Here is a 20,306-nt window from a genome sequence, read left to right as displayed (position 1 = left end):
CAGGGATGTTTGCACACCATGCCGGACTGTTTCATGACCCAATCCTTTGATCCGCCGCGCCGCCTCACCATCATGGGCTCGACCGGCTCCATCGGCACCAGCACGCTCGATGTCATCCGCCAGCAGGGCGGGCGCGATTGCTTCGAAATCATGGCGCTCACCGGCAACAGCAACATCGCCCTTTTGGCCGAACAGGCGATCACCACCGGCGCAAAACTTGCCGTCACTGCCGATGAGACGCAATACAAAGCCTTGCAGGACGCTCTTTCAGGCCATGGCATTGCCGTTGCCGCAGGCGCGAGCGGGTTGCAGGAAGCGGCAAGCCTTGAAGCCGACTGGGTGATGGCGGCGATTGTCGGCGTGGCCGGTCTGAAACCGACGCTGACGGCTGCCGCGCGTGGGGCCGATATTGCCCTTGCCAACAAGGAATGTCTGGTTTCGGCAGGCGATCTCTTCATCGAGACCATCCGCAAAAGCGGCGGACGGCTTCTGCCGGTGGACAGCGAACATTCGGCGATTTTCCAATGTCTGGACGAGCGGCATCGCGATGCGGTGGAGCGCATCGTGCTGACGGCATCGGGCGGCCCGTTCCGCAGCTTCAGCCGCGAACAGATGGCCGATGTCGATGTGGAAACGGCACGCGCCCACCCCAACTGGTCGATGGGGCTGAAAGTGTCGGTCGGCAGCGCCTCGATGTTCAACAAGGCGCTGGAAATGATCGAGGCAAAATTCCTCTTCGATCTTGCCCCGGAACAGGTCGAGGTTATCATTCACCCGCAATCCATCATCCATTCCATGGTTGGCTACACCGATGGTTCCGTCCTGGCCCAGCTTGGCGTGCCGGATATGCGCACAGCCATCGGCTATGCCTTGAGTTATCCGCATCGTCAGCCGCTCGATGTCGATCGGCTCGATTTCGCCCGCCTGTCACGACTGGATTTCGAAGCGCCCGATGAAAAGCGTTTTCCAGCCCTCAGGCTGGCGCGGCAGGTGCTGGAACGCGGCGGTCTGCAGGGCGCCGTCTTCAGTGCCGCCGAGGAAGCCGCCTTCGACGCCTTCGTTGCCGGTCACATCCGCTTTCTCGCCATGGCCGATGTGGTGGAAGAGGTGATGGACGATATGAAACATCTGCCCAAGGCCAACAGTCTCGATGATATTTTCGCCGCCGATGCCGAGGCGCACCGGCGTGCAAAGGACTGTGTGTCCCGCAAAGCCTTATAATCAGAGTTCGGCACAGACGGCGGCCCGCAGGCGCTCGACATACGCGCCGTCGCAACCTTCCAGCGCCGTATTGCTCATGCTGACCACCGTCAGCCCGGCCTGCGGCACGATGAACCAGGTGTTGCCATAGACACCGCCCCATTGCACCGCCCCCGGCGGCAGGGCCGTCTCGGCCGCTGCCGGATCGGTGATCACGGCACCGAGAAAACTGAACCGCTTGCCGGGACGATCCATCGGCACATCACCGATCTGGTTGGCAAGCGCAGCATTTGCCATCTCCACCGACATCAGCGGACCGCCGCCCGTGCGGATGGTTTCGAGAAGCGTCAGCACATCGAGCGCCGTACCCGCCATTCCGCCACCGCCGGACTGAAAGGCGCGCGGATTAAAAATCCGCGAAGGCGAAAAGGCTGGCCCCTCCCCCGACGGCGCCTTTGCCTGCCATGGATCGTCCATGCGTTCGGCCCGCATCTCGCCATCGCCGTAAGGCACGGCTAACCGAGCCATATCCGTGACGTGAAACCGCGCATCCTTGAGCCGCAAAGGCTGACAGACATGCTCGACCACTGCCGCTTCCAGCAGAGTCCGGCTCTCGATCGACATGAAATGGCGCGCCAGCGGATTGGCCGGCTCCGACGTGCTCACGGCGGCCGTCTCCTGCGCATTGCTGGCGGCGTGGATCTTCGCAACCACGCCACCAAGAATATCGGTGGCCACCGAATAAGCCCAGCGCTCGCCGGGCGCAAAGGCCAGCGGAATCGCATTGTGCCGGCTGAAATTTTCCTCAAGTGTCAGATCGGTGTCGAGCAGGCCGAGATTGATCGCCCGCTCGCGCGGCAACCGTTGCAGCGCCGGATCATAGGTCAGACCGGAGGTATGGGTCAAAAGATGCCGAACCGTGATGGCGGCGACCTTGCCAGCCGGGGTCTTTGGCCGGAACCAGGGCAGGTGATCGGACACCAGATCGTCCAGCCCCAGCAATCCTTTGTCGATCTGGCTCAGTGCCGTTGCGGAGACAAAAGGCTTGGTGACAGAGGCAAAGCGGAAAATCGTATCGAGCTGCACCGGAATGCGCGCCTCGCGGTCGCCATAGCCTATGGCGCGGCGCAGAACCGGCTGACCGTGGCGAAACACCATGACAACTGCGCCAACGAGCTTTTCACTGGCCACAGCCTCGTCCAGCACGCGGTTGACCCGCTCGGCAATCGACATGCCCACCCTCCCTCAAACACAATGCGGGCCATGTGACCATGACCCGCACAATCGATGCAAGAGGCAAAAGCAAAAATCAGGCGACAGCACGCGCCAGCGCACAGCGCGACCACAGCTGATGCAGCGCCCCGACCAGATGGTCAAGATCAGCATCCGAATGAAGCGGCGTCGGCGTGATGCGCAGCCGTTCGGTCTTTTTCGGCACCGTCGGATAATTGATCGGCTGAACGTAAATATTGAAACTGTCGAGAAGGATGTCGGAAATCCATTTGCACTTGGCCGCATCGCCAACCATGACCGGCACGATATGGCTCGGATTGTCCATATGCGGAATACCGCGCGCATCCAGCATGGAGCGCAGGCGACGCACCCGCTCCTGGTGGGCGAAGCGCTCGATCTGGCTCGTCTTCAGATGGCGGATCGAGGCAATCGCACCGGCAGCCAGCGACGGCGGCAATGCCGTTGTAAAAATGAACCCGGAGGCGAAGGAGCGAATGAAATCGCACAGCGCGCTGGAGGCGGCGATATATCCGCCCATAACGCCAAAGGCCTTGCCGAGCGTGCCTTCGATGATGGTCAGGCGGTGCATCAGACCGTCACGTTCGGCCACGCCGCCACCGCGCGGGCCATACATGCCAACCGCATGCACCTCATCGAGATAGGTCATGGCGCCATAGCGGTCTGCCAGATCGCAGATCTCCTTGATCGGGGCGATGTCACCATCCATGGAATAGACCGATTCGAAAGCAATGAGCTTTGGTGCCTTCGGATCGGCAGCCTTCAGCTTCGCTTCCAGATCCTTGAGATCATTGTGCTTCCAGATCACCTTTTCGCATTTGGCATAGCGGATGCCCTCAATCATCGAGGCATGGTTGAGGGCATCGGAAAAAATGATCAGGCCTGGAATTTTCTGGCCGAGCGTACCAAGCGTCGCCCAGTTGGAAATATAGCCGGAGGTGAAGATCAGCGCCTGTTCCTTGCCGTGCAGATCGGCAAGCTCCTGTTCGAGCAGCACGTGATAGTGGTTGGTGCCGGAAATATTGCGGGTACCGCCGGCACCGGCACCACAGTGATCAATGGCCTGATGCATGGCGGCAATCACCTCGGCATTCTGGCCCATGCCGAGATAATCGTTGGAACACCAGACCGTAACGTCATGAGCACCGGAGGGCGTATAGCGCGTGGCACGGGGAAACTGCCCCTGCTGCCGTTCCAGATCAGCGAAGACGCGATAACGGCCCTCTTCATGCAGACCGCCAAGTTCGCTTCTGAAAAACGCCTCGAAATCCATTGCCTGTGCTCCAATCGTTCTAAAGTCTCTTTTGAAAGCCTTCACGCCCTCGGTCAAGCTCTTTTGTAAAACCATTCTAAACTGCGACAATCTGCGCGATCCGCACAGCCTGACATCCAGCATTTCCTGATCAGCGATCTGTGTCAGAAAACCACCAGACTGAATTTGACCTCGATCAAGTTTGCCCATGGCTCGGGGGCAATTTCAGAAAAGTGACATAAAGAAGAGCCGATAAAGCCACAGAAATCTGCCAACAGGACTTAAGACGCGCTGCTTTGCTTGCCCAATCTCTTCTTCCATTTGCCCCTTGGCGCGCATTATCATCCAACAAGATTCTTCAACAATCCCTAATATGAAGAGCGGCGCACATTTTTCCGTGAGGATGAAAGCCGGAAAGACATGAAATCTTGCGGCACGTCCTTAAAAAACGCCTTATTTTACCGTGGACTTTCATTGATCGGACGATATGTTACCATCGTCGTCCGACGTGAAGATACGTTAAGAGACAAAATGATTTCGCTCCAGCCGGCCGGATTGGAGAGGGAGCGACAGATAAAAAAGCGCTGTCGTGCAGGGACAAGACCCGGATAACCGGGATCAACCATGGAGATGAAGATGAAGAAGGCTATTATTCTGGCGCTTGCAGCCCTGTCGGTCGCAAGCTGCACCCCGACGGAACAGGGTGCAGGCATCGGTGCTGCCTCCGGTGCTGTCATTGGCGGGATCGCCACGGGCAATGTTCGGGGCGCAGCCGTCGGCGCTGCCATCGGCGGCGTTGCCGGGGCGGTAATCGGCCATGTCAGCGAACAGCCTGGCCAGTGCTACTATCGCGACCGTTATGGCCGCCGTTATGTCAGCGCCTGCCCGCAGGGATACTGATCTCGAACGGTCTGCGGAGCGACACTCGTTTCGCAGACCCGTCCTGGGGATGCCTAACCGGATAGCGGTCTATTGCCAATTGTCAGTTTTTCGTCTTGTGGCTTTATTCGATGGGTTGGCGCGGTTGGCCTTGCGGCAACGCTGGTTGCCTATCCGCTGCATGCCGACGCCTTCAGTCTGTTCGGCATTACCCTCTGGGGTAAGGACGACAAGACCACCGATATCATCGATCCTGTGCATTATGATGTCACGCTCGATGCAGGCGGCGCGGACAAGGCGCTAAAAAAGGCGCTGGAGAACAGTTCTCTTCTGCTACAGGACAAGAAAAAACCGGTCTCCGGCGATCTTGGCGTCGTCATCAAAGCGCGGGACGACCGCGACCGGCTGGTGGCCGCCCTTTACGAACATGCCCGCTATGGCGGCATCGTCACCCTCCGCGTCAATGGCGTCGATCTCGATGCACTCCCGCCCAATCCCAGTTTTCCCCGCAATCGGCCTGTGCCTGTTGCCATCACAGTGACGCCCGGTCCGGTTTTCCTGTTCGGGACGATCAGACTGACCGGCGATGCGGGAAAACTCGATCCGGCTCATTATGGGCTGATCCCCGGCAACCCGGCCGATTCACTGACCATCATCAAGGCCGCGGACAAGATGGTCGAGGATTTGAAGGCGCAAAGCCGGCCTCTTGCCCATATCGTCACCCGTCAGGCGGTGGCCGACCATAAGAACAACAGGGTGGACGTGACGATCGCCATCGATGCCGGTCCTGTCGCTCCCCTCGGTCCTGTAACGGTTTCGGGCGCAAAAGCTGTCAATGCCGGTTTCATTGAAAAATACAGCCGCCTCAAACCGGGGGAGCCCTATTCTCCCGAGGCGATGCGCAAGGCCACGGATCGGCTGCGCAAGCTCGGTACCTTTTCCAGTGTCACAATCAAGCCGACCGGGCGACTGAACCAGAATGGCGCCATGCCGGTCGATATCAATGTCTCTGAGGGAAAATTCCGCTATTTCGGTTTCGGCGCCACCTATTCGACGCTGGATGGCGGCGGTCTCGAAGGTTATTGGGGTCATCGAAACCTGTTTGGCAGCGCCGAACAATTGCGACTGGAAGGCTCAGTCAGCGGCCTCGGGCAGAATGGCGGTCTCGGCAATCTCAACTACACCACCGGCATCACCTTCACCAAACCCGGTTACCTCACCCCATCCGGCACGCTTCAGGCGAGCCTCAAGGCGGCAACGCTGAACACCGATCCCTATGACGCCAAAACCATCACCGGAAAACTGGGCTATTCCTATGAACTGAACGATACCGATAAGGTCTCGGCAGCCACAGCATTGGACTACGCCCGTATCGAAGACGCTTTCGGCACCAATAAATACCTGACCTTTTCGGTCCCGCTCGATTACGAGCGCGACACCCGCGACGACAAGATGAACCCCACGACGGGATATCGTGCGACGCTGAGTGCGGCCCCAAGCTACGAATTCCTGCATGGTGCAGCCTTCAGCAATTTTGAAGGCTCGATCTCAGGCTATTACGGGCTCTTCAGCGATGACCGCGTGGTGCTGGCGGGCAAAGTTTCGGCGGGCACCCTTCTCGGCAGCGGCGATCTTGCCGACATTCCGGCGACACGGCGGTTTTTTGCCGGTGGCGGCGGTTCGGTGCGCGGCTATTCCTATCTCGGCATTTCGCCAAGAAACAGCAATGGCGACGAAACCGGTGGCCTTTCCTATGTCACGACCTCGCTTGAAGCCCGCATCAAAATAACCGACGAAATCGGTCTCGTGCCGTTTTTCGACGCTGCCAGCGTTTCCGACAGCCGCCTGCCGGATTTTTCCGACGTCAAGGCAGGCACAGGTCTCGGCCTGCGCTATGCCACACCCTTCGGACCGATCCGGCTCGATGTCGCCGTGCCGCTCAATCCTTACCCCAATGGTGACAAATATGGCGTTTACATTGGTATCGGGCAGAGTTTCTGAGCCATGCTGCAATCCTCGGCAATACCCGGTTCCATTTCCAGCGGCCTCTGCTATCAGACAAGAGATTTACAGGGCCCGGCATGTCATCATCACACAAAAGACGCTGTAATCCTTTTAATGAGCTGCATGATGTTCTTCTTGAAACCAGACCGGCTTGAGGAATTTTGCAGTCCCCGCCTGCGGAAAGGGACAATCAAACCATGAGTTCGCCCTCATCCTCCCTCGTCCGCGCTTTGCAGCTGTTTGCCTATGGCCTTGCCGGTGTCTGTGCCCTGCTGGTGATTTGCGTGACGCTGATCACCGCCACCGATGCCGGTAACCGGTTCGTCGGCGGGCTGATTGGCAGGCTCGCATCCAATCCCGGCCGCATCGTGACGATTGACGGGCTGCATGGCCTTTTGAGCGGCAGGCTCCAGCTCGACAGCGCTACCCTGTCTGATGCCAAAGGCCCCTATGCTGTTCTCAGCAATCTCACCGTCACCTGGTCGCCGCTGGCGCTCCTGTCGCGGCGCTTCGAGGCGACCGAGGTAACGGCTGGACGGCTGAGCCTGATGCGGCAGCCCATGCCCGAGCCGACATCCGCCGACACGAACAGCAGCACCGGCTCCGATAACAGCTTTTCCCTGCCGGTTGCCATCGATGTGAAACATCTTGCCGTTGCGCGGATCGAACTTGGAAAACCCCTGTTCGGCAAGGCGGCCACCCTTTCGCTCACAGGCACCGTTTCCGCTGACAGCCAGACCATCGATACCGATCTCGCTCTGGATCGGATCGATGCGGCGAAAGCATCGCTGACAGCAAAGATCGGCTATGCCCCGGCTGAAAACCGGCTCGTCATCGATGCCCATCTGAAGGAGGCGAAAGACGGGCTTCTGGTGACGATGATGCAACTGCCCGGTTCACCGGCACTCGATCTCGACCTCGCCGGTAGCGGCCCGCTCAATGACTGGCGCGGCACATTGAAGGCGGCACTGGACGGAACGCCGCGCCTCACGATTGATGCGACCCATAAGAGCGATGCCACAGGACGGATGGTGACTTTGAAGGGGGCCGGCCAGTTTGCCAGCCTTGCGCCACCTGCATTTCGTTCCCTGCTGTCCGGCGATACCGATCTCAACATCGCGGCCCATATCGGCAAGAACGGCGCCATTGCCATCGAAACGGGGCATATCGACACTGGCAGCATGACGCTGACGGCAAGCGGCACCTATGACCCCGAGGGTCAGAATGACCTCACCGCCAGCCTGACCGGGAAAAAGGGACCCATCGCCATCACCTGGCCATTGGACAAGGGTGAGCTTCAGACCGAGATCGATGCACTCACCTTTGCCCTCAAGGGACCGGCGCAAAAAGCTGGCCTCATGGCTGAGGCAAAACTGAAAACGCTCTCTTTGCCGGAATTTCAGGCCGGAACCATCGCGCTCACGGCCAGTGCCGGACAATTCGACCTCACTCGCCTGTCCGGCAGCATCGATGCAAGACTCGATATCGCGCAGGCCTCCTCCACCAATCCCGATCTCAACCGCGCTCTTCAGGGGCCGACACGTCTTTCGCTTCCGCTGACCATCACCAATGGCAAACGGCTGACGGTCGAGGCGCTCAGGCTGACGAATGGCGCGGTGGACGGCACCGCAACCGGAACCTATGATCTGACGACCAAGGCTGCCGATGCCATCTATCGGCTGGCCATTCAGGGTGAGGCGCTGCCCAAGCCCTGGTCAGACAAGATCAAGGACAAGATCACCCTCTCAGGCAAAATGCAGTATTCTTCCGAGCGCGGCCTGAACCTGCCCGGTCTGAACCTTGCCTCGAACCTTCTCTCGGCCAAGGGATCGGCAAGTCTTGCAGACGGAAAGCTGACTGCCGATCTTGCCGGACGTCTGAACGATCTTGGTGCGCTTCAGAACACGGCCAGCGGCGCAGCCGATTTCAGTCTGAGCGCAACAGGACCACTTGATGCGCTTGCCGCCAAGGCACGGGTGGAGATTGCCAAAGCGAAGCTTGCCGGCCATCCTTTGAGCGATTTTCTGGTGACCGCCTCGGCCGATCTCAGCCGCACTGCGCCAAATGGCAAGCTCAACGCCAAGGGAAAACTCTCCGGCAAGGATGTCGTTGCCAATCTCAATCTCACCAGCCAGAATGGCCTGATCAGCCTGCCGGATCTTAACCTGACGGTGGGAGAAAACCGGCTGGATGGCTCCTTGCAGCTCGATAAGGCGTTTTTGCCCAGCGGCAAGCTGAGCTTCCACTTGCCCGATCTCGATCTGCTCAGCGCTCTTGCCGGGCAATCGGCCGCTGGCGACATTGCCGGTGCGCTTGATCTCGACGCCAAAGACGGAAAAATTGCTGCAACCCTCAACGCCAGCGGCACAACGATCAAGACCAATGGCATCGTCATCGACAAGCCGGATGTGAACATCACCAGCACCGATCTTGCCGCTCTGGCACTTCAGGGAACGGTGAAGGCCGCACATGTGGCAAGCGGCACAAACAGCGTCGATAACCCGGTCGTGACCTTGAACCAGGCAGACGCGACCACCACCATCGATCTCAAAGCCGGTTTCGAAGGTGCGCCGCTGAGCGCCAGAGCACAACTGTCCAGCCAGGACAAGGTCACGGTCGTTACCCTGCAAAGCTTTGCCGCAGCGCCGCGCGGCATTGCCGTGACGCTATCGAAACCGGCGCGCATCACGCTGGCCGATGGCGGTGCAACCATCGATGCCTTGATGCTGAAAGCCGGAAGCGGAACGATCACTCTTGCTGGCAAGGCCGGAAACGATCTGAACCTAACTGGAACGCTGGCCAGCCTGCCGGCCTCTCTGGCCAACGGCTTTTCCGCCGGTCTCGATGCGGAAGGCGATATTTCCGGCAAGCTCACAGCCACCGGAACCAGTCAATCTCCCAAAGCGGCCTTCAGCCTGACCTGGGACGGTGCGCGCGTGGCACCCTTGAAAAGCGCCGGTCTGCCGCCGCTGAAGGTGGATGTCTCCGGCGATATCGCCGACAACCGGCTGACGGCCAAAACCAGCGTTACCGGCGCCGGTGTTTCTGTCTCCGGCGGCGGAACACTCGGCCTGAGCGGCACCAAACCGCTGGACATGCGCTTCACGGCCGCCATTCCGCTGGATGCCGCCCAGGGCCTTCTCACACCGCAAGGGCTGGTCGCGCAAGGCAAGGCGGACGGCACTGTCAGCCTCAGCGGCACGCTTGCAGCACCTGCCATCAGCGGCAGCGTCACGGCCGACAAGGCGCGTCTGATCGATGTGCAACACAATATTGCCCTGGAAAATATCAAAGCCGATATCGGCCTCAGCCAGGATACGATCACCGTCAACAGCCTGACCGGCACGATTTCGGCAGGCGGCAAGGTGGCCGCCTCCGGCACGATCGGCCTCAAGGGCGAGGGTCTGCCAGCCGATCTGGCCATCACCCTCGACCATGCCGTCTATGTCGACGGCTCTCTGGTGACGGCGACAGCCGATGGCAAGCTGACGCTCAAGGGGCCACTCACCAACGGAGGTCTTCTTTCGGGCAAGCTCAGGCTGGACAAGACTGCCATCACCATTCCCTCGAAACTGCCCGGCTCAATTGCCGAACTGAACATCCGGCATATCCATGCCCCGCCTGCCGTGCGGCAACAGATCAAGGCGCTCGACCAGGACAGCGGCGCCAGCGCCGGTCCGGCCAAGAACGCGCCACTTGCACTTGACCTCACTTTGAGCGCACCCTCACAGATTTTCGTCCGCGGTCGCGGCATCGATGCAGAGCTCGGCGGCACCGTGGCCATTACCGGAACCGTGGCTGCCCCCCAGGTCTCCGGAGCCTTCAACCTGACTCGCGGGCGGATTGTCATCCTCACCAAGCGTCTGGATTTCAGCAGCGGCAAGATCACCTTCGGCGGCGGACTGATCCCGATCATCGATTTTGTCGCCTCCAGTACCTCCGGCAGTACAACGCTCAATGCCAATGTGGAAGGCATCGCCACCGATCCCGACATCAGCTTCAGTTCCTCCCCCGCCCTGCCGCAGGACGAGGTTCTGGCCCAGCTGATTTTCGGCCAATCCATGTCAAAGCTGTCACCCTTGCAGATTGCGCAGCTTGCCGATGCGGTTTCACAACTGGCAGGAGGCCGCTCGACATCGCTGTTCACCAGCCTGCGCAGCGCCATCGGCGTGGACGACCTCGACATCAGTACCGATTCCAAGGGCGGCACCTCGGTCGGGGTCGGGAAATATCTGAACAACAAGACCTATCTTGAGTTCCAGCAGAGCAGCGAAGGCAGCAAGGCGATCATCAATCTCGATGTTGGCAAGGGCGTCAAGCTCAAGGGAGAGGCCGGTGCCAGCGGCTCGACCGGCGGTGGCATTTATTATGAAAAGGAATATTGACCACTCTGTTGAACGGTCCTGCCAAGGCTGAATGCGTTGATAAAACCGCAGATTTCCCGCAGCAGTTTAGATTTGAGAAACATTCTGGCGTTATGGTTCTGCTAAGCGTGAACAGAGACAGACGTTAAACCTGCCCTGCGCGCACAGTATTGTAACAGGCGAAACATCCAGTCTCCGGGCGCAACCGGATCGGGTGTGTGAAAGGTGGGACGAAAGCCATGGCAACTCCTTTGAACTCCACCAGTTTCGGTGGCGAAAACCTTGAAATCATTGCATTTCGTCTGCACGATCAGGAATTTTGCGTCAAAACCACCACCATCCGCGAAATTCGTGGCTGGGCGCCATCAACGCCCATTCCGCATTCACCGCCGGATGTGATCGGTGTGATGAACCTGCGCGGTTCGGTGATCCCGATCATTGACCTCGCCTACAAGCTTGGCATGCGCAGCACCGTGGCCAATGAACGTTCTGCCATTGTCGTGGCGGAAGTGCACAATATGGTTATCGGCATGCTGGTTGATCGCGTCTCCGACATTCTGACCATTTCCTCAAGTCAGGTTCAGCCGGTACCGGAAGTATCCGCCTCCTTCGACAAGTCCTTCTCAGAAGGCATTATCGCCAATGAAAACGGTATGATCTGCTTCCTCAATCTCTCCAAAATGTTCAAGGGCAGCGACTTCGACGATCTGGCGGCGTAAGCGCTCAACCTTTAACCTCCTCCTCCACCTGCACAGCCCCGGCTCCGACCGGGGTTTTTTTATGGTGTCACGACGACCCGACAGAATGCCAGCCAATAGATATCCACCGGACAAGATCAATCCACCCTTGCCGCAAAGCTTAAGAAAGCGTTAAGCTCGTTTACAGGCTGAGGGAAACGGGTCTGTGGGAAAGCGCATCCGCATACCGCGACACATCGGTGATCAGGGCGCGAATCGGCGACAAAACCGGTATCCCTCATCACGGATGGAACACGGTCGGGAACCGGCTGCTGCAAAAAATCTGTAGGGACGGAAGATGACGACGTTATCCATTGAAGTGCGACCGGCATCAGCCGCCGATGCGGTTGCCTTGTCGAATGCCCATCGTCAGGCTTGGCAATATACCTATTCCGGCCTCATTCCGCATAAGGCCCTGACGCGGATGCTGGAGCGACGTGACGTTAGCTGGTGGCGCAAGGCGATCAACGGTCCAGCCACCGTGCTGGTCGCCGATATGAATGGCGACATTGCCGGCTATGCCACGATGGGTCTCAACCGTGCGCGCGGCCTGCCCTATGACGGTGAGATCTATGAGATTTATCTCAAGCCGGAATATCAGGGCGTGGGTCTTGGCCATGTGTTGTTTACCGAAAGCCGACGGCTGCTGAAATCGCTCGGCTGCCGCGGGCTTGTCATCTGGTGCCTGGAAGAATGCCAGCAGGCCGCCAGTTTCTTCCGCTCCAAGGGTGGCACCGATGCCGTTGAAGGCATGGAGGATTTCGATGACGTCAAGCTGAAAAAGCTTGGCTTCGTCTGGGGCTGACGAAACGGCGAAAGCCTTGCCTTTTCAGCCGTCGTCAGCGGTTGCTTTACCGGAAAAAAACCTTTACCAAACCGGGGATTTCAACCATCCCACGGGGTTTAGATATGCGTATTGATGCGATCTCGATCGGCAAGAATCCGCCGGAAGACATGAATGTGATCATCGAGGTTCCGGTCGGCGGCCAGCCGATCAAATACGAGATGGACAAGGAGTCCGGCACGCTCTTCGTTGATCGCTTTCTTTATACGCCGATGACCTATCCGGGCAATTACGGCTTCGTACCGCACACGCTGTGCGAAGACGGCGATCCGCTTGATGTTCTGATCTGCAACACCCGCCCGCTGGTGCCGGGCTGCGTCATCAATGTCCGTCCGATCGGTGTCATGCTGATGGAAGACGATGGCGGCAAGGATGAAAAAATCCTCGCAGTCCCAGTACAAAAACTGACTCGTCGCTATGACAAGATCGCCAATTACACCGATCTTCCCGAAATCAGCCTGAAGCAGATCCAGCACTTCTTTGAGCATTACAAGGATCTGGAACCCGGCAAATGGGTCCGTATCGACGGTTTCCGTGACGTCGATGTCGCCAAGACCCTCATTCTGGAATCGATCGAACGCGCCAAAAAGGCCTGATCGTCATTTCGTCAACGCGTCAATCCGCGCTGAGAGATCCTCCGGTTCGCCATCGAGCCGGAGGATTTTTTGTCTGGCCGTTTCACCGGAAACAAAGCTGAAAGAGGATTTCGCCACACCGATCCGCTTGGCGAGAAACACGATCAAGGCCTTGTTGGCCTTGCCCTTTTCCGGCACAGCCGTCACACGTACCCTCAGATGCGCCTCACCTTCGCCATTCGTCTCGACTCCCTCAATCGCATCGCTCCCCCCGTTTGGCGTCAGCCGCACGGCAAGCCGAAGATGATCGGAAAAGACCTTGTAAGGCTTCACCGCAGGATCATCGGCGCAATCGTGTTCCACAGGAAGGAGCGCAGGAAAAAGATGATGAGCAGCACGACAATCGGCGACAGGTCGATGCCGCCCAGATCCGGCAGAATGCGGCGGATGGGCTTCAGCACCGGTTCGGTGACGTTGTAAAGAAACAGCCCGATCTGATTAACGAAACGATTGCCCGAATTGATCACATTAAAAGCATAAAGCCAGGAATAAATCGCGCTGGCGATCAAAATCCAGGTGTAAAGGTTCAAAGCCAGATCGATCGTCTGCAGCAGGGCGAACATATGCATCTCCATTCATATCTTGGCGAAGATTTAGCTATTGAGACCGCAAGGGGCAAGGGCTGCCTTGCAAGCATTGATGATTCATGTTTAACGCGATGATGAAACGGGGCTTGCAATCCAGAAAGCCGCCGCAGAAAGAAAGATCATGTCCGTATCCGCCTCCGGTGATCGTTTTGCCGCTTTTCGTCACTCTGCCTATACCAAATTTTTCGCTGCCCGGTTTCTGGCGGCTTTTGCCACGCAGATCGTCAGCGTCTCCGTCGGCTGGCAGATGTATGAAGTCACGGAAAATGCGCTCTATCTCGGTCTGATCGGGCTGGTCCAGTTCCTGCCCGCACTTCTGCTGTTTCTGGTCACCGGCTTTGCCGCAGACCGTCTCAACCGCCGCATGATCATCGCCGTCTGCCTGACGGTCAGTTCCATCTGTGTCGGCCTGTTTCTCGTCATGACGCTGAACAATGCCTTCGCGCCGCTGCCGGTGCTGGTCATCCTGACGATTTTCGGCATCGAACGCGCTTTCATGTCTCCGGCTGTGCAATCGCTCTCGCCCAATCTGGTGCCGGAGCAGGATCTGGCCAATTCCTTCGCCTGGAACGCATCGTCCTGGCAGACAGCCTCCATTCTAGGCCCCGTTGCCGGCGGCCTGCTTTATGGTGTCAGTGCCGCCACCGCCTATAGCGTTGCACTGGCCTGCATGGTGGCGGGTGCATTTCTGGTTATTCTGGTGCCGAAACCGGTGCAGCGCACCGTCAACGAGCCGAAAACCCTGAGCTATCTTCTGGCCGGCTTCAAATTCATCCGGCATGAAAAAGTCGTTCTCGGCGCCATTTCCCTCGACCTTTTCGCTGTGTTGCTCGGCGGCGCCGTGGCGTTGATGCCGGTTTACGCCTCGGATATTCTGACCATGGGGCCGATGGGCCTCGGTATTTTGCGCTCTGCTCCAGGCATTGGCGCCATTTTGATGGCCGCCTATCTCGCCAGCTTTCCCATACGCCACCGCGCCGGTGTCGTCATGTTCATCGGTGTTGCCATCTTCGGCGTGTCGACGCTGGTTTTCGGGCTGTCGAGAATCTGGTGGGTTTCGGCGCTGGCGCTGACGGTGATGGGCGCGGGCGACATGATTTCCGTCTATGTGCGCGAGACCCTTCTGGCACTGTGGACGCCGGATGCCGTGCGCGGCCGGGTCAATGCGGTCAATTCGGTCTTTGTCGGCGCATCGAACGAACTGGGCGAGTTCCGCGCCGGCACAATGGCCCATTGGCTGGGGCCTGTTCCGGCCGTGGTCATCGGTGGCCTCGGTACGCTGGCCGTCTCGATCATCTGGTCGCTCGGCTTTCCGAAACTGCGCACCATCGATACGCTGGAAGCGCCGGATCAGGCCGAGGCTGGATAAAGCCGTAGTTCTTCCTCAAACACCAGATCGAGAAAACGCCAGAGCCAGTCGCGCAACGGTGCATCATAGACCATGCGTCCGGCAAGATGTGCACGCCCGTTCTGCGCATTCGGCAAGGTGAAGCGGGATGCACCATGCACCACCCAGCGCTGCATCATCGCCCGGGTGAGTTCGGCGTGAAACTGCACACCATAGGCTTTATCGCCATAGCGAAAGGCCTGATTGGGGTAGATATCGCCTCTGGCCAGACACGTGGCGCCTGCCGGTAGATCAAAACCTTCGCGATGAAAGTGATAGACCATGCTTGGCCAATCCGGCAAAAGCGCCTTGCCTGCCTCGGTCGCCTCAACCGGATACCAGCCGATTTCCACCTGCTCATCCGCGCGCGGGCCAACCCGCCCGCCCAGTTGCCGCACCAGCATCTGCGCACCAAGACAGATGCCAAGATAGGGACGGTTCTCCTTGAGCGGTACCGAGAGCCAGCCGATTTCATCACGGACGAAATCTTCGTTGTCATTGGCGCTCATCGGGCCGCCAAACACCACCGCACCGCTATGGCCAACCAAGGTCTCCGGCAGGGGATCACCCAGAACCGGACGACGGATATCGAGGGAAAACCCCTTTTCGATCAACATCTGCCCGACACGACCGGCACTGGAACGTTCCTGGTGCAGGATCACCAGAACGGGGCGCAAGCGGCGCTGTATTTTTGCGGGATCATGAAGCATCCGTCTCTCCCACCTGTCCGGCGCGGGCAGCCGCCCCCTTGCGTGACAATACCCGGTCCCGGTCGGAAACCCCGAGAAGGTCGGCAACCCTCCAGAGAATATGATCCTCCATCTCCGTGCGCACGCCATCGGCATAGACGATGTCCCAGAGCACACCGACCAGTTCCAGCCGCTCCTCTGCCGTCAGACGCCGCTTCAACTCCGAGGTAAAACGATAATAATCGACCGCCTCACTCTCGATCTCGAGACCAGTTTCCAGAACGGATTCCAGCTTCTCCTCATCAAGTCCGTAATGCTCTTTCAGATTCTGCCGCAGACTTTCCCTTTCCGCCTCGCTGATCGAGCCATCGGCTTCCATCACCTGAAAACAGAGGGCAGCAATCAACACCCTCGTATCGTCATGACTGAAATGGGACGAGGGTGACGTGTTCAGCAGTCCCTGAAAAAAGGCATTGAGGCTTTCCAGCATAAGGTGTCCATCTTCGTTTGCATGATCGTCTTGAGGGTCAGGCCAGTTCCCCTCCCTCAGCCTCACCGTCAATAAAGGTTGAGACGGACTTTTTCATCCGTTCGGTTGGGGTCCTTGACGCCCGGATCATCGGGCGGGCGGCCATGAAAGGGACCGGCACCGTCAACCGTGGCGGGTCTTGCCGCCGGCTCACCCGCGGTCGTAACGGGCTGTTGCGCAACTGTTTCCGCCGGAGCCGCCGCCGTTTGCGCAAGCGGCGGCAAGTCGGCCAGCATCGCCGCACCGCTGATGACATGGCCGTCCTCAACCGGACCGCTCAATTGCGCATAAGGCACTTTCCATTCGAAAGCGTCGATCCTGCCGCTGACCGGTGAGAAGGGGCGCCAGCTTTCCGAGACCTGCCCATCGGCCACCCAGGCCGGGTCGCGCGGGGCTTTCAGCGCCTGCGCCATCCAGTAGCGGATGCGGGCCTGATCGCCGGTTTCGATATCCTCGATATCGGCCAGAAGCAGGAAAACGCGCTCGCTCGGGGAAAGCCGGGCTGCCGCTTCCGCCTTGCTGCGTGCCTTGTTGAAGTCATGAGCTTCAAGCGCCATTTCGGCAACAACCAGCAGAGACTCGACATTGTTGGGTTTCAGATGTTCCAGCCGTTCAGCACGCTTCAACCGGTCGAGCGCGCCATCGCCCGGACGCGCCCGGGCATAGACCCGTGCCACTTCCGGATGCGGCTCCTGTTTCCAGGCGCTTTCCAGCACGGAAGCCGCCTTGCGCAGATTGTCTTCGCGGATCAGCGCCCTGGCCGCCGTTACGGCTGCCGGAACAAACCCCTTGGCCAGTTTGAGGGCATTTATCGCATTGTCGCGCGCACCCGCCGGGTCGCCGTCCAGCTGATCGACAGCCTTGGCGGTCAACAACACGGCCTTCAGCCGGTCGGCTTCGGCACGGCGCACGCCATGGGCAATGCGCTGGCGATCGAGCAGATGGATCGCCTCGTCCCATTCGCCATTGCGGCATCGATGCTCCAGCGTCGCCTTGGCCGCCCAGGGCAGATAGGGGGCTTCTTCCGCTGCCTTTTCCGCATATTGCCGGGCGGCTTCATGCGCACCGGCGCGGCTTGCCTCAAGATAGAGGCCGCGCAAACCGTATTCACGGGTCTCACTGTCACCCACCATCTGCTCAAACAGGCGGCGTGCCTCGTCATGCTTGCCTTCGATCAGCGCGGCTTCGGCCTCCAGCATCAGGATCAACGGTTCTCGGCTCGACGAAATCAGACCCTTGGCGCGAGAACTCATCCGCCGCGCCATCTGCGCATTGCCAGCCCCTGCGGCAATCAGGCCGGTGGAGAGCGCCTTGTAGCCGCGGTCACGCTTGCGGGCACGGAAATAGCGCCGCACCGAATGCGGCGAGGTCCACAGCGTGCGCAACAGCCACCAGAGGATCATCACCACAGCAATCAGGGCCGCAACGATCGCCGCCGCCACCGTCAGGCTCATATCAATCTGCTGGCCCTGAAAGACAATCTCAACATCGCCCGGACGATCGGCCAGCCAGGAAAACCCAAAGCCGAGAACAAGGATCAGCAGGACATAGGAAATGATACGGATCATGCGCTTGCTCCCTCAGCCCTGCCGTGCGGCAATGGCGCGCGCCACCGCAGCCGATACGTTGGTTTCCACGGCGATGCGGCCATCAAGCGCCGTCTTGAACGCCTGCGATGCCGCCTTACCTGCCTGCGGCAGACTGTTCCATTCCTCGGCCGCCCCCTTCAGATCGCCATTTTGCAGCTTGTCGCCCATGCGCGCGACAATGGCCGCCGGGCTCGTACCCTCGACATTGCCGACCGGACGCACCTTGATCAGCGATTTGGCACTGGCCCAGAGGCGCTCGCCGATATCGGCGCTTTCGGATGGCTGGTCGATGGCGGCAAGAATGCGGTTGGCCACCGGATCGAAATCACGGATCAACTGGGACCGCGAGGCGACACCCGTCGCAGCATAGGGTTTGAGCGCGGCAATCGCCGGATCATCCGGCACCACCGTTGCCAGCGTCTGCAATTCACTGAGGAAAGGCCCACCCCTGTCGGCTGCGGTTTTCAGGGCCGAAGCGGCAATGGCGCGGGCGATCTGAATATTGCCGTCAGGCCGGTTGACCTTGGTTTCCAGTGCCTCAACCCGGTTCACCAGATCGCCCTGCCCCTTGGTCAGGCTGTCAAGCCTCCCATCGAGTCCAGCTTTCAGCGTGTCGATTGATTGATTGGTGGCAGCAAGCTTTCCCTGCAAATCGCTGATCGCGGGGCCGGCATCACCACCGTTTCCAGCCGGAGCCGCCTGTTCCAGCCGGGTGATCCGTGCTGCCAGCGCCGACGTATCCGTTGGCTTGATGTTGCCAAGATCGGCCTTCAACGCCTCAACCTCACCGGACAAGGCGGCAAGCCTGTCCTGCCCGCTCTGAGGACCGAAGGCAGGCAGAACGCCGGCATATTGCAGCCCGCCCATGCCGATCAACGCCACAAGCCCACCGGCAATCCCGGCGGCCAACATGGCCGGGCCGCGACCCTTGGTCGCAGACGCTTCCGCGCTTTTGCCCCTGACATCCTCATTAGCCTTGTCTTCTGGCGTGTCCGCTTGTGCAGCAGACGGGACCTCGTCTGCGGCGGAGGGTTCTTCCTGCGTTTTTGCCTGTGCAGCACCCGTAGCCTGGTCGTCCTTGTCGAGTTTTTCGTCCTTCACGGTGGATGCGGCCTCACCGGTCTCCGACGTGTCTGAAACCCCGGTTTTGACAGCCTCTTCCGGCGCGGCATGCGAAGAGGATGCGCCCTGCTCTGTCGAAGGGGTCGATACGGCAGCAGCCTCTGCGTCTCCGGCAGGCACGCGCTCAGTCTCCGGCTTCGGCACCTCGGTTGCCTTGAGATCGATCGTCACCGGTTCGGCGGTCGATTTGGAACGGCGTGGGGGTTTTCCGGAAACCATGGCAACCTCGTTTTCACTGTCTCGTCAGATATTCGCCGGTTCTGCAACAAATGTCTTCCCGAGAATTTTAACAGGGCGGGATTTATCCGTAACCGGAAGCCGGCTGGTCAACCATCCCGCTCGCTTGTGAAAGTAGTCAGGGATGATGCGGAAGGAAAGAGGCTCCCGCCATTTTGCCTGCCATGATCTCACCAGGGTCCAGAAAAGTGTCCCGCCGCTTTCCAAAGAGAACCTGTATTAAAACAAAAACTAAGCTGGCAAAGCCTTGGCCTGCCAATGAAAGTCTGCTCAGCTCACAAAAGAGTAAACAGGCTTGCTTCATCCGGCGCGGAGGCGATTTCAGCGCGTTCACGCCAGCCTGGCGCCAGCGCCTCCGCCACCTTTGCGCTCAGGCACAAAAATCGCGAACGGCCAAAAACGGCCCCGTCCAGCACATCGAGTGGCAGCGCCATGAAGCGCCGCGCCGTTTCCGCCGAATAGATGAGAACTGCGTCGACCGGAATATCCTGCAGCCTTTCGCGCAAACCTTGTTGGTCATAGCAGACCGTTTCCATCCGATAGGCATCGGCCACACAAAACGGAATAGCATGGGCGTCAAGCCCCTTTTCAAAGCCGCGCGCACGGGGCTGGCCTGCAAGATAAAGCAACGGACTGCGCCAATCGATGGGTTCGTCAGACACACGCGCGGCCAGCACGGCGCCATCGCCCTCGGCGGTGATTATGTGCTTGAAGCCGAGCTTTTCCGCCGCGTCTGCCGTCTTTTTTCCAACACAAAAGACGGGCGTGGCTTGATGCGCCACAAGCGTTTCCCGCAGCGGCAGCAAGGCGCGACAGGCCTCGGCACTGGTGAAGGCAAGAGCGGAATGCCCCTTGGCAAGGGCGGCCAAAGCCTGATCCGGCTGATGCACCGGGCTGGCAAGCGGCAAGAGAACCGCAGAATGGCCCAGGTCTGCAAGACGTTTCGCCGTCTTGCGCCCTGCCTCTTCTGCTCTCGTCACCAGAACGCGCATTTGGTCTC

General features: G+C 59.3%; 17 protein-coding genes. 8 read left to right on the top strand and 9 right to left on the bottom strand.

Features of this window, described 5'->3' with window-relative positions; translation table 11 throughout:
• The first annotated feature begins 33 nt into the window (after nt 1-33).
• Nucleotides 34-1,221 (top strand): 1-deoxy-D-xylulose-5-phosphate reductoisomerase, encoded by a 1,188-nt coding sequence (dxr, locus tag NAC44_RS14070; protein WP_250941726.1) that lies wholly within the window; start codon nt 34-36, stop codon nt 1,219-1,221.
• Here the strand turns inward: dxr and NAC44_RS14065 are convergent, their stop codons facing one another.
• Together NAC44_RS14065 and hemA are read right to left on the bottom strand one after the other, a co-directional pair.
• Nucleotides 1,222-2,433, bottom strand: coding sequence for a serine hydrolase domain-containing protein (locus NAC44_RS14065; RefSeq protein ID WP_250941725.1), 1,212 nt, complete (start codon nt 2,431-2,433; stop codon nt 1,222-1,224).
• Nucleotides 2,434-2,509: 76 nt separating this feature from the next.
• Nucleotides 2,510-3,724, bottom strand: coding sequence for a 5-aminolevulinate synthase (gene hemA, locus NAC44_RS14060; protein ID WP_250941724.1), 1,215 nt, complete (start codon nt 3,722-3,724; stop codon nt 2,510-2,512).
• 615 nt (nt 3,725-4,339) lie between these two features.
• Between hemA and NAC44_RS14055 the strand changes: the two genes are divergently transcribed.
• From NAC44_RS14055 to ppa, 6 genes are all read left to right on the top strand, one after another.
• Complete coding sequence (locus NAC44_RS14055) at nt 4,340-4,603, top strand: glycine zipper domain-containing protein (protein ID WP_250941723.1); 264 nt, start codon at nt 4,340-4,342, stop codon at nt 4,601-4,603.
• Between the two features lie 72 nt (nt 4,604-4,675).
• Nucleotides 4,676-6,583: an autotransporter assembly complex protein TamA gene (locus NAC44_RS14050; RefSeq protein WP_476726965.1), complete on the top strand. Its 1,908-nt coding sequence runs from the start codon at nt 4,676-4,678 to the stop codon at nt 6,581-6,583.
• Nucleotides 6,584-6,783: 200 nt separating this feature from the next.
• Nucleotides 6,784-10,971: a translocation/assembly module TamB domain-containing protein gene (locus NAC44_RS14045; protein WP_250941722.1), complete on the top strand. Its 4,188-nt coding sequence runs from the start codon at nt 6,784-6,786 to the stop codon at nt 10,969-10,971.
• Nucleotides 10,972-11,189: 218 nt separating this feature from the next.
• Nucleotides 11,190-11,669, top strand: a complete 480-nt coding sequence (locus NAC44_RS14040) for a chemotaxis protein CheW (RefSeq protein WP_250941721.1) — start codon at nt 11,190-11,192, stop codon at nt 11,667-11,669.
• 316 nt (nt 11,670-11,985) lie between these two features.
• The gene (locus tag NAC44_RS14035; RefSeq protein ID WP_250941720.1) at nt 11,986-12,492 is read left to right on the top strand and encodes a GNAT family N-acetyltransferase; all 507 of its coding nucleotides are present in this window, start codon (nt 11,986-11,988) and stop codon (nt 12,490-12,492) included.
• A gap of 104 nt (nt 12,493-12,596) precedes the next feature.
• Nucleotides 12,597-13,127, top strand: coding sequence for an inorganic diphosphatase (gene ppa, locus NAC44_RS14030; protein ID WP_250941718.1), 531 nt, complete (start codon nt 12,597-12,599; stop codon nt 13,125-13,127).
• Between the two features lie 3 nt (nt 13,128-13,130).
• On the opposite strand, the gene NAC44_RS14025 is transcribed toward ppa, so the two are convergent.
• Nucleotides 13,131-13,439, bottom strand: coding sequence for a DUF167 domain-containing protein (locus NAC44_RS14025; protein WP_250941717.1), 309 nt, complete (start codon nt 13,437-13,439; stop codon nt 13,131-13,133).
• Complete coding sequence (locus NAC44_RS14020) at nt 13,436-13,729, bottom strand: YggT family protein (protein ID WP_250941716.1); 294 nt, start codon at nt 13,727-13,729, stop codon at nt 13,436-13,438. The genes NAC44_RS14025 and NAC44_RS14020 overlap by 4 nt, the downstream gene beginning before the upstream one ends.
• A 145-nt stretch (nt 13,730-13,874) precedes the next feature.
• Here NAC44_RS14020 and NAC44_RS14015 point away from each other — a divergent pair, with 145 nt between their 5' ends.
• Nucleotides 13,875-15,122, top strand: coding sequence for an MFS transporter (locus tag NAC44_RS14015; protein WP_250941715.1), 1,248 nt, complete (start codon nt 13,875-13,877; stop codon nt 15,120-15,122).
• On the opposite strand, the gene NAC44_RS14010 is transcribed toward NAC44_RS14015, so the two are convergent.
• The 5 genes from NAC44_RS14010 to NAC44_RS13990 form a co-directional block, all read right to left on the bottom strand.
• Nucleotides 15,104-15,850: a glutamine amidotransferase gene (locus NAC44_RS14010; protein ID WP_250941714.1), complete on the bottom strand. Its 747-nt coding sequence runs from the start codon at nt 15,848-15,850 to the stop codon at nt 15,104-15,106. The two genes, NAC44_RS14015 and NAC44_RS14010, sit on opposite strands and share 19 nt — an antisense overlap.
• Nucleotides 15,840-16,319 (bottom strand): tellurite resistance TerB family protein, encoded by a 480-nt coding sequence (locus tag NAC44_RS14005; protein ID WP_250941713.1) that lies wholly within the window; start codon nt 16,317-16,319, stop codon nt 15,840-15,842. Before NAC44_RS14005 ends, NAC44_RS14010 begins: the two co-directional genes overlap by 11 nt.
• A 68-nt stretch (nt 16,320-16,387) precedes the next feature.
• On the bottom strand, nt 16,388-17,926 hold the full coding sequence (locus NAC44_RS14000; protein WP_250941712.1) for a heme biosynthesis protein HemY: 1,539 nt from the start codon (nt 17,924-17,926) through the stop codon (nt 16,388-16,390).
• 12 nt (nt 17,927-17,938) lie between these two features.
• Nucleotides 17,939-19,288: a mitofilin family membrane protein gene (locus tag NAC44_RS13995; RefSeq protein WP_250941711.1), complete on the bottom strand. Its 1,350-nt coding sequence runs from the start codon at nt 19,286-19,288 to the stop codon at nt 17,939-17,941.
• Between the two features lie 293 nt (nt 19,289-19,581).
• Nucleotides 19,582-20,298, bottom strand: coding sequence for a uroporphyrinogen-III synthase (locus NAC44_RS13990; RefSeq protein WP_250941710.1), 717 nt, complete (start codon nt 20,296-20,298; stop codon nt 19,582-19,584).
• Between the last annotated feature and the right edge of the window lie 8 nt (nt 20,299-20,306).

This window comes from Allorhizobium sonneratiae (assembly GCF_023700755.1).
GTDB lineage: Bacteria > Pseudomonadota > Alphaproteobacteria > Rhizobiales > Rhizobiaceae > Allorhizobium > Allorhizobium sonneratiae.
Note: the sequence above shows the minus strand (reverse complement) of the source record. Positions and strands in the feature narration are given on the sequence as shown.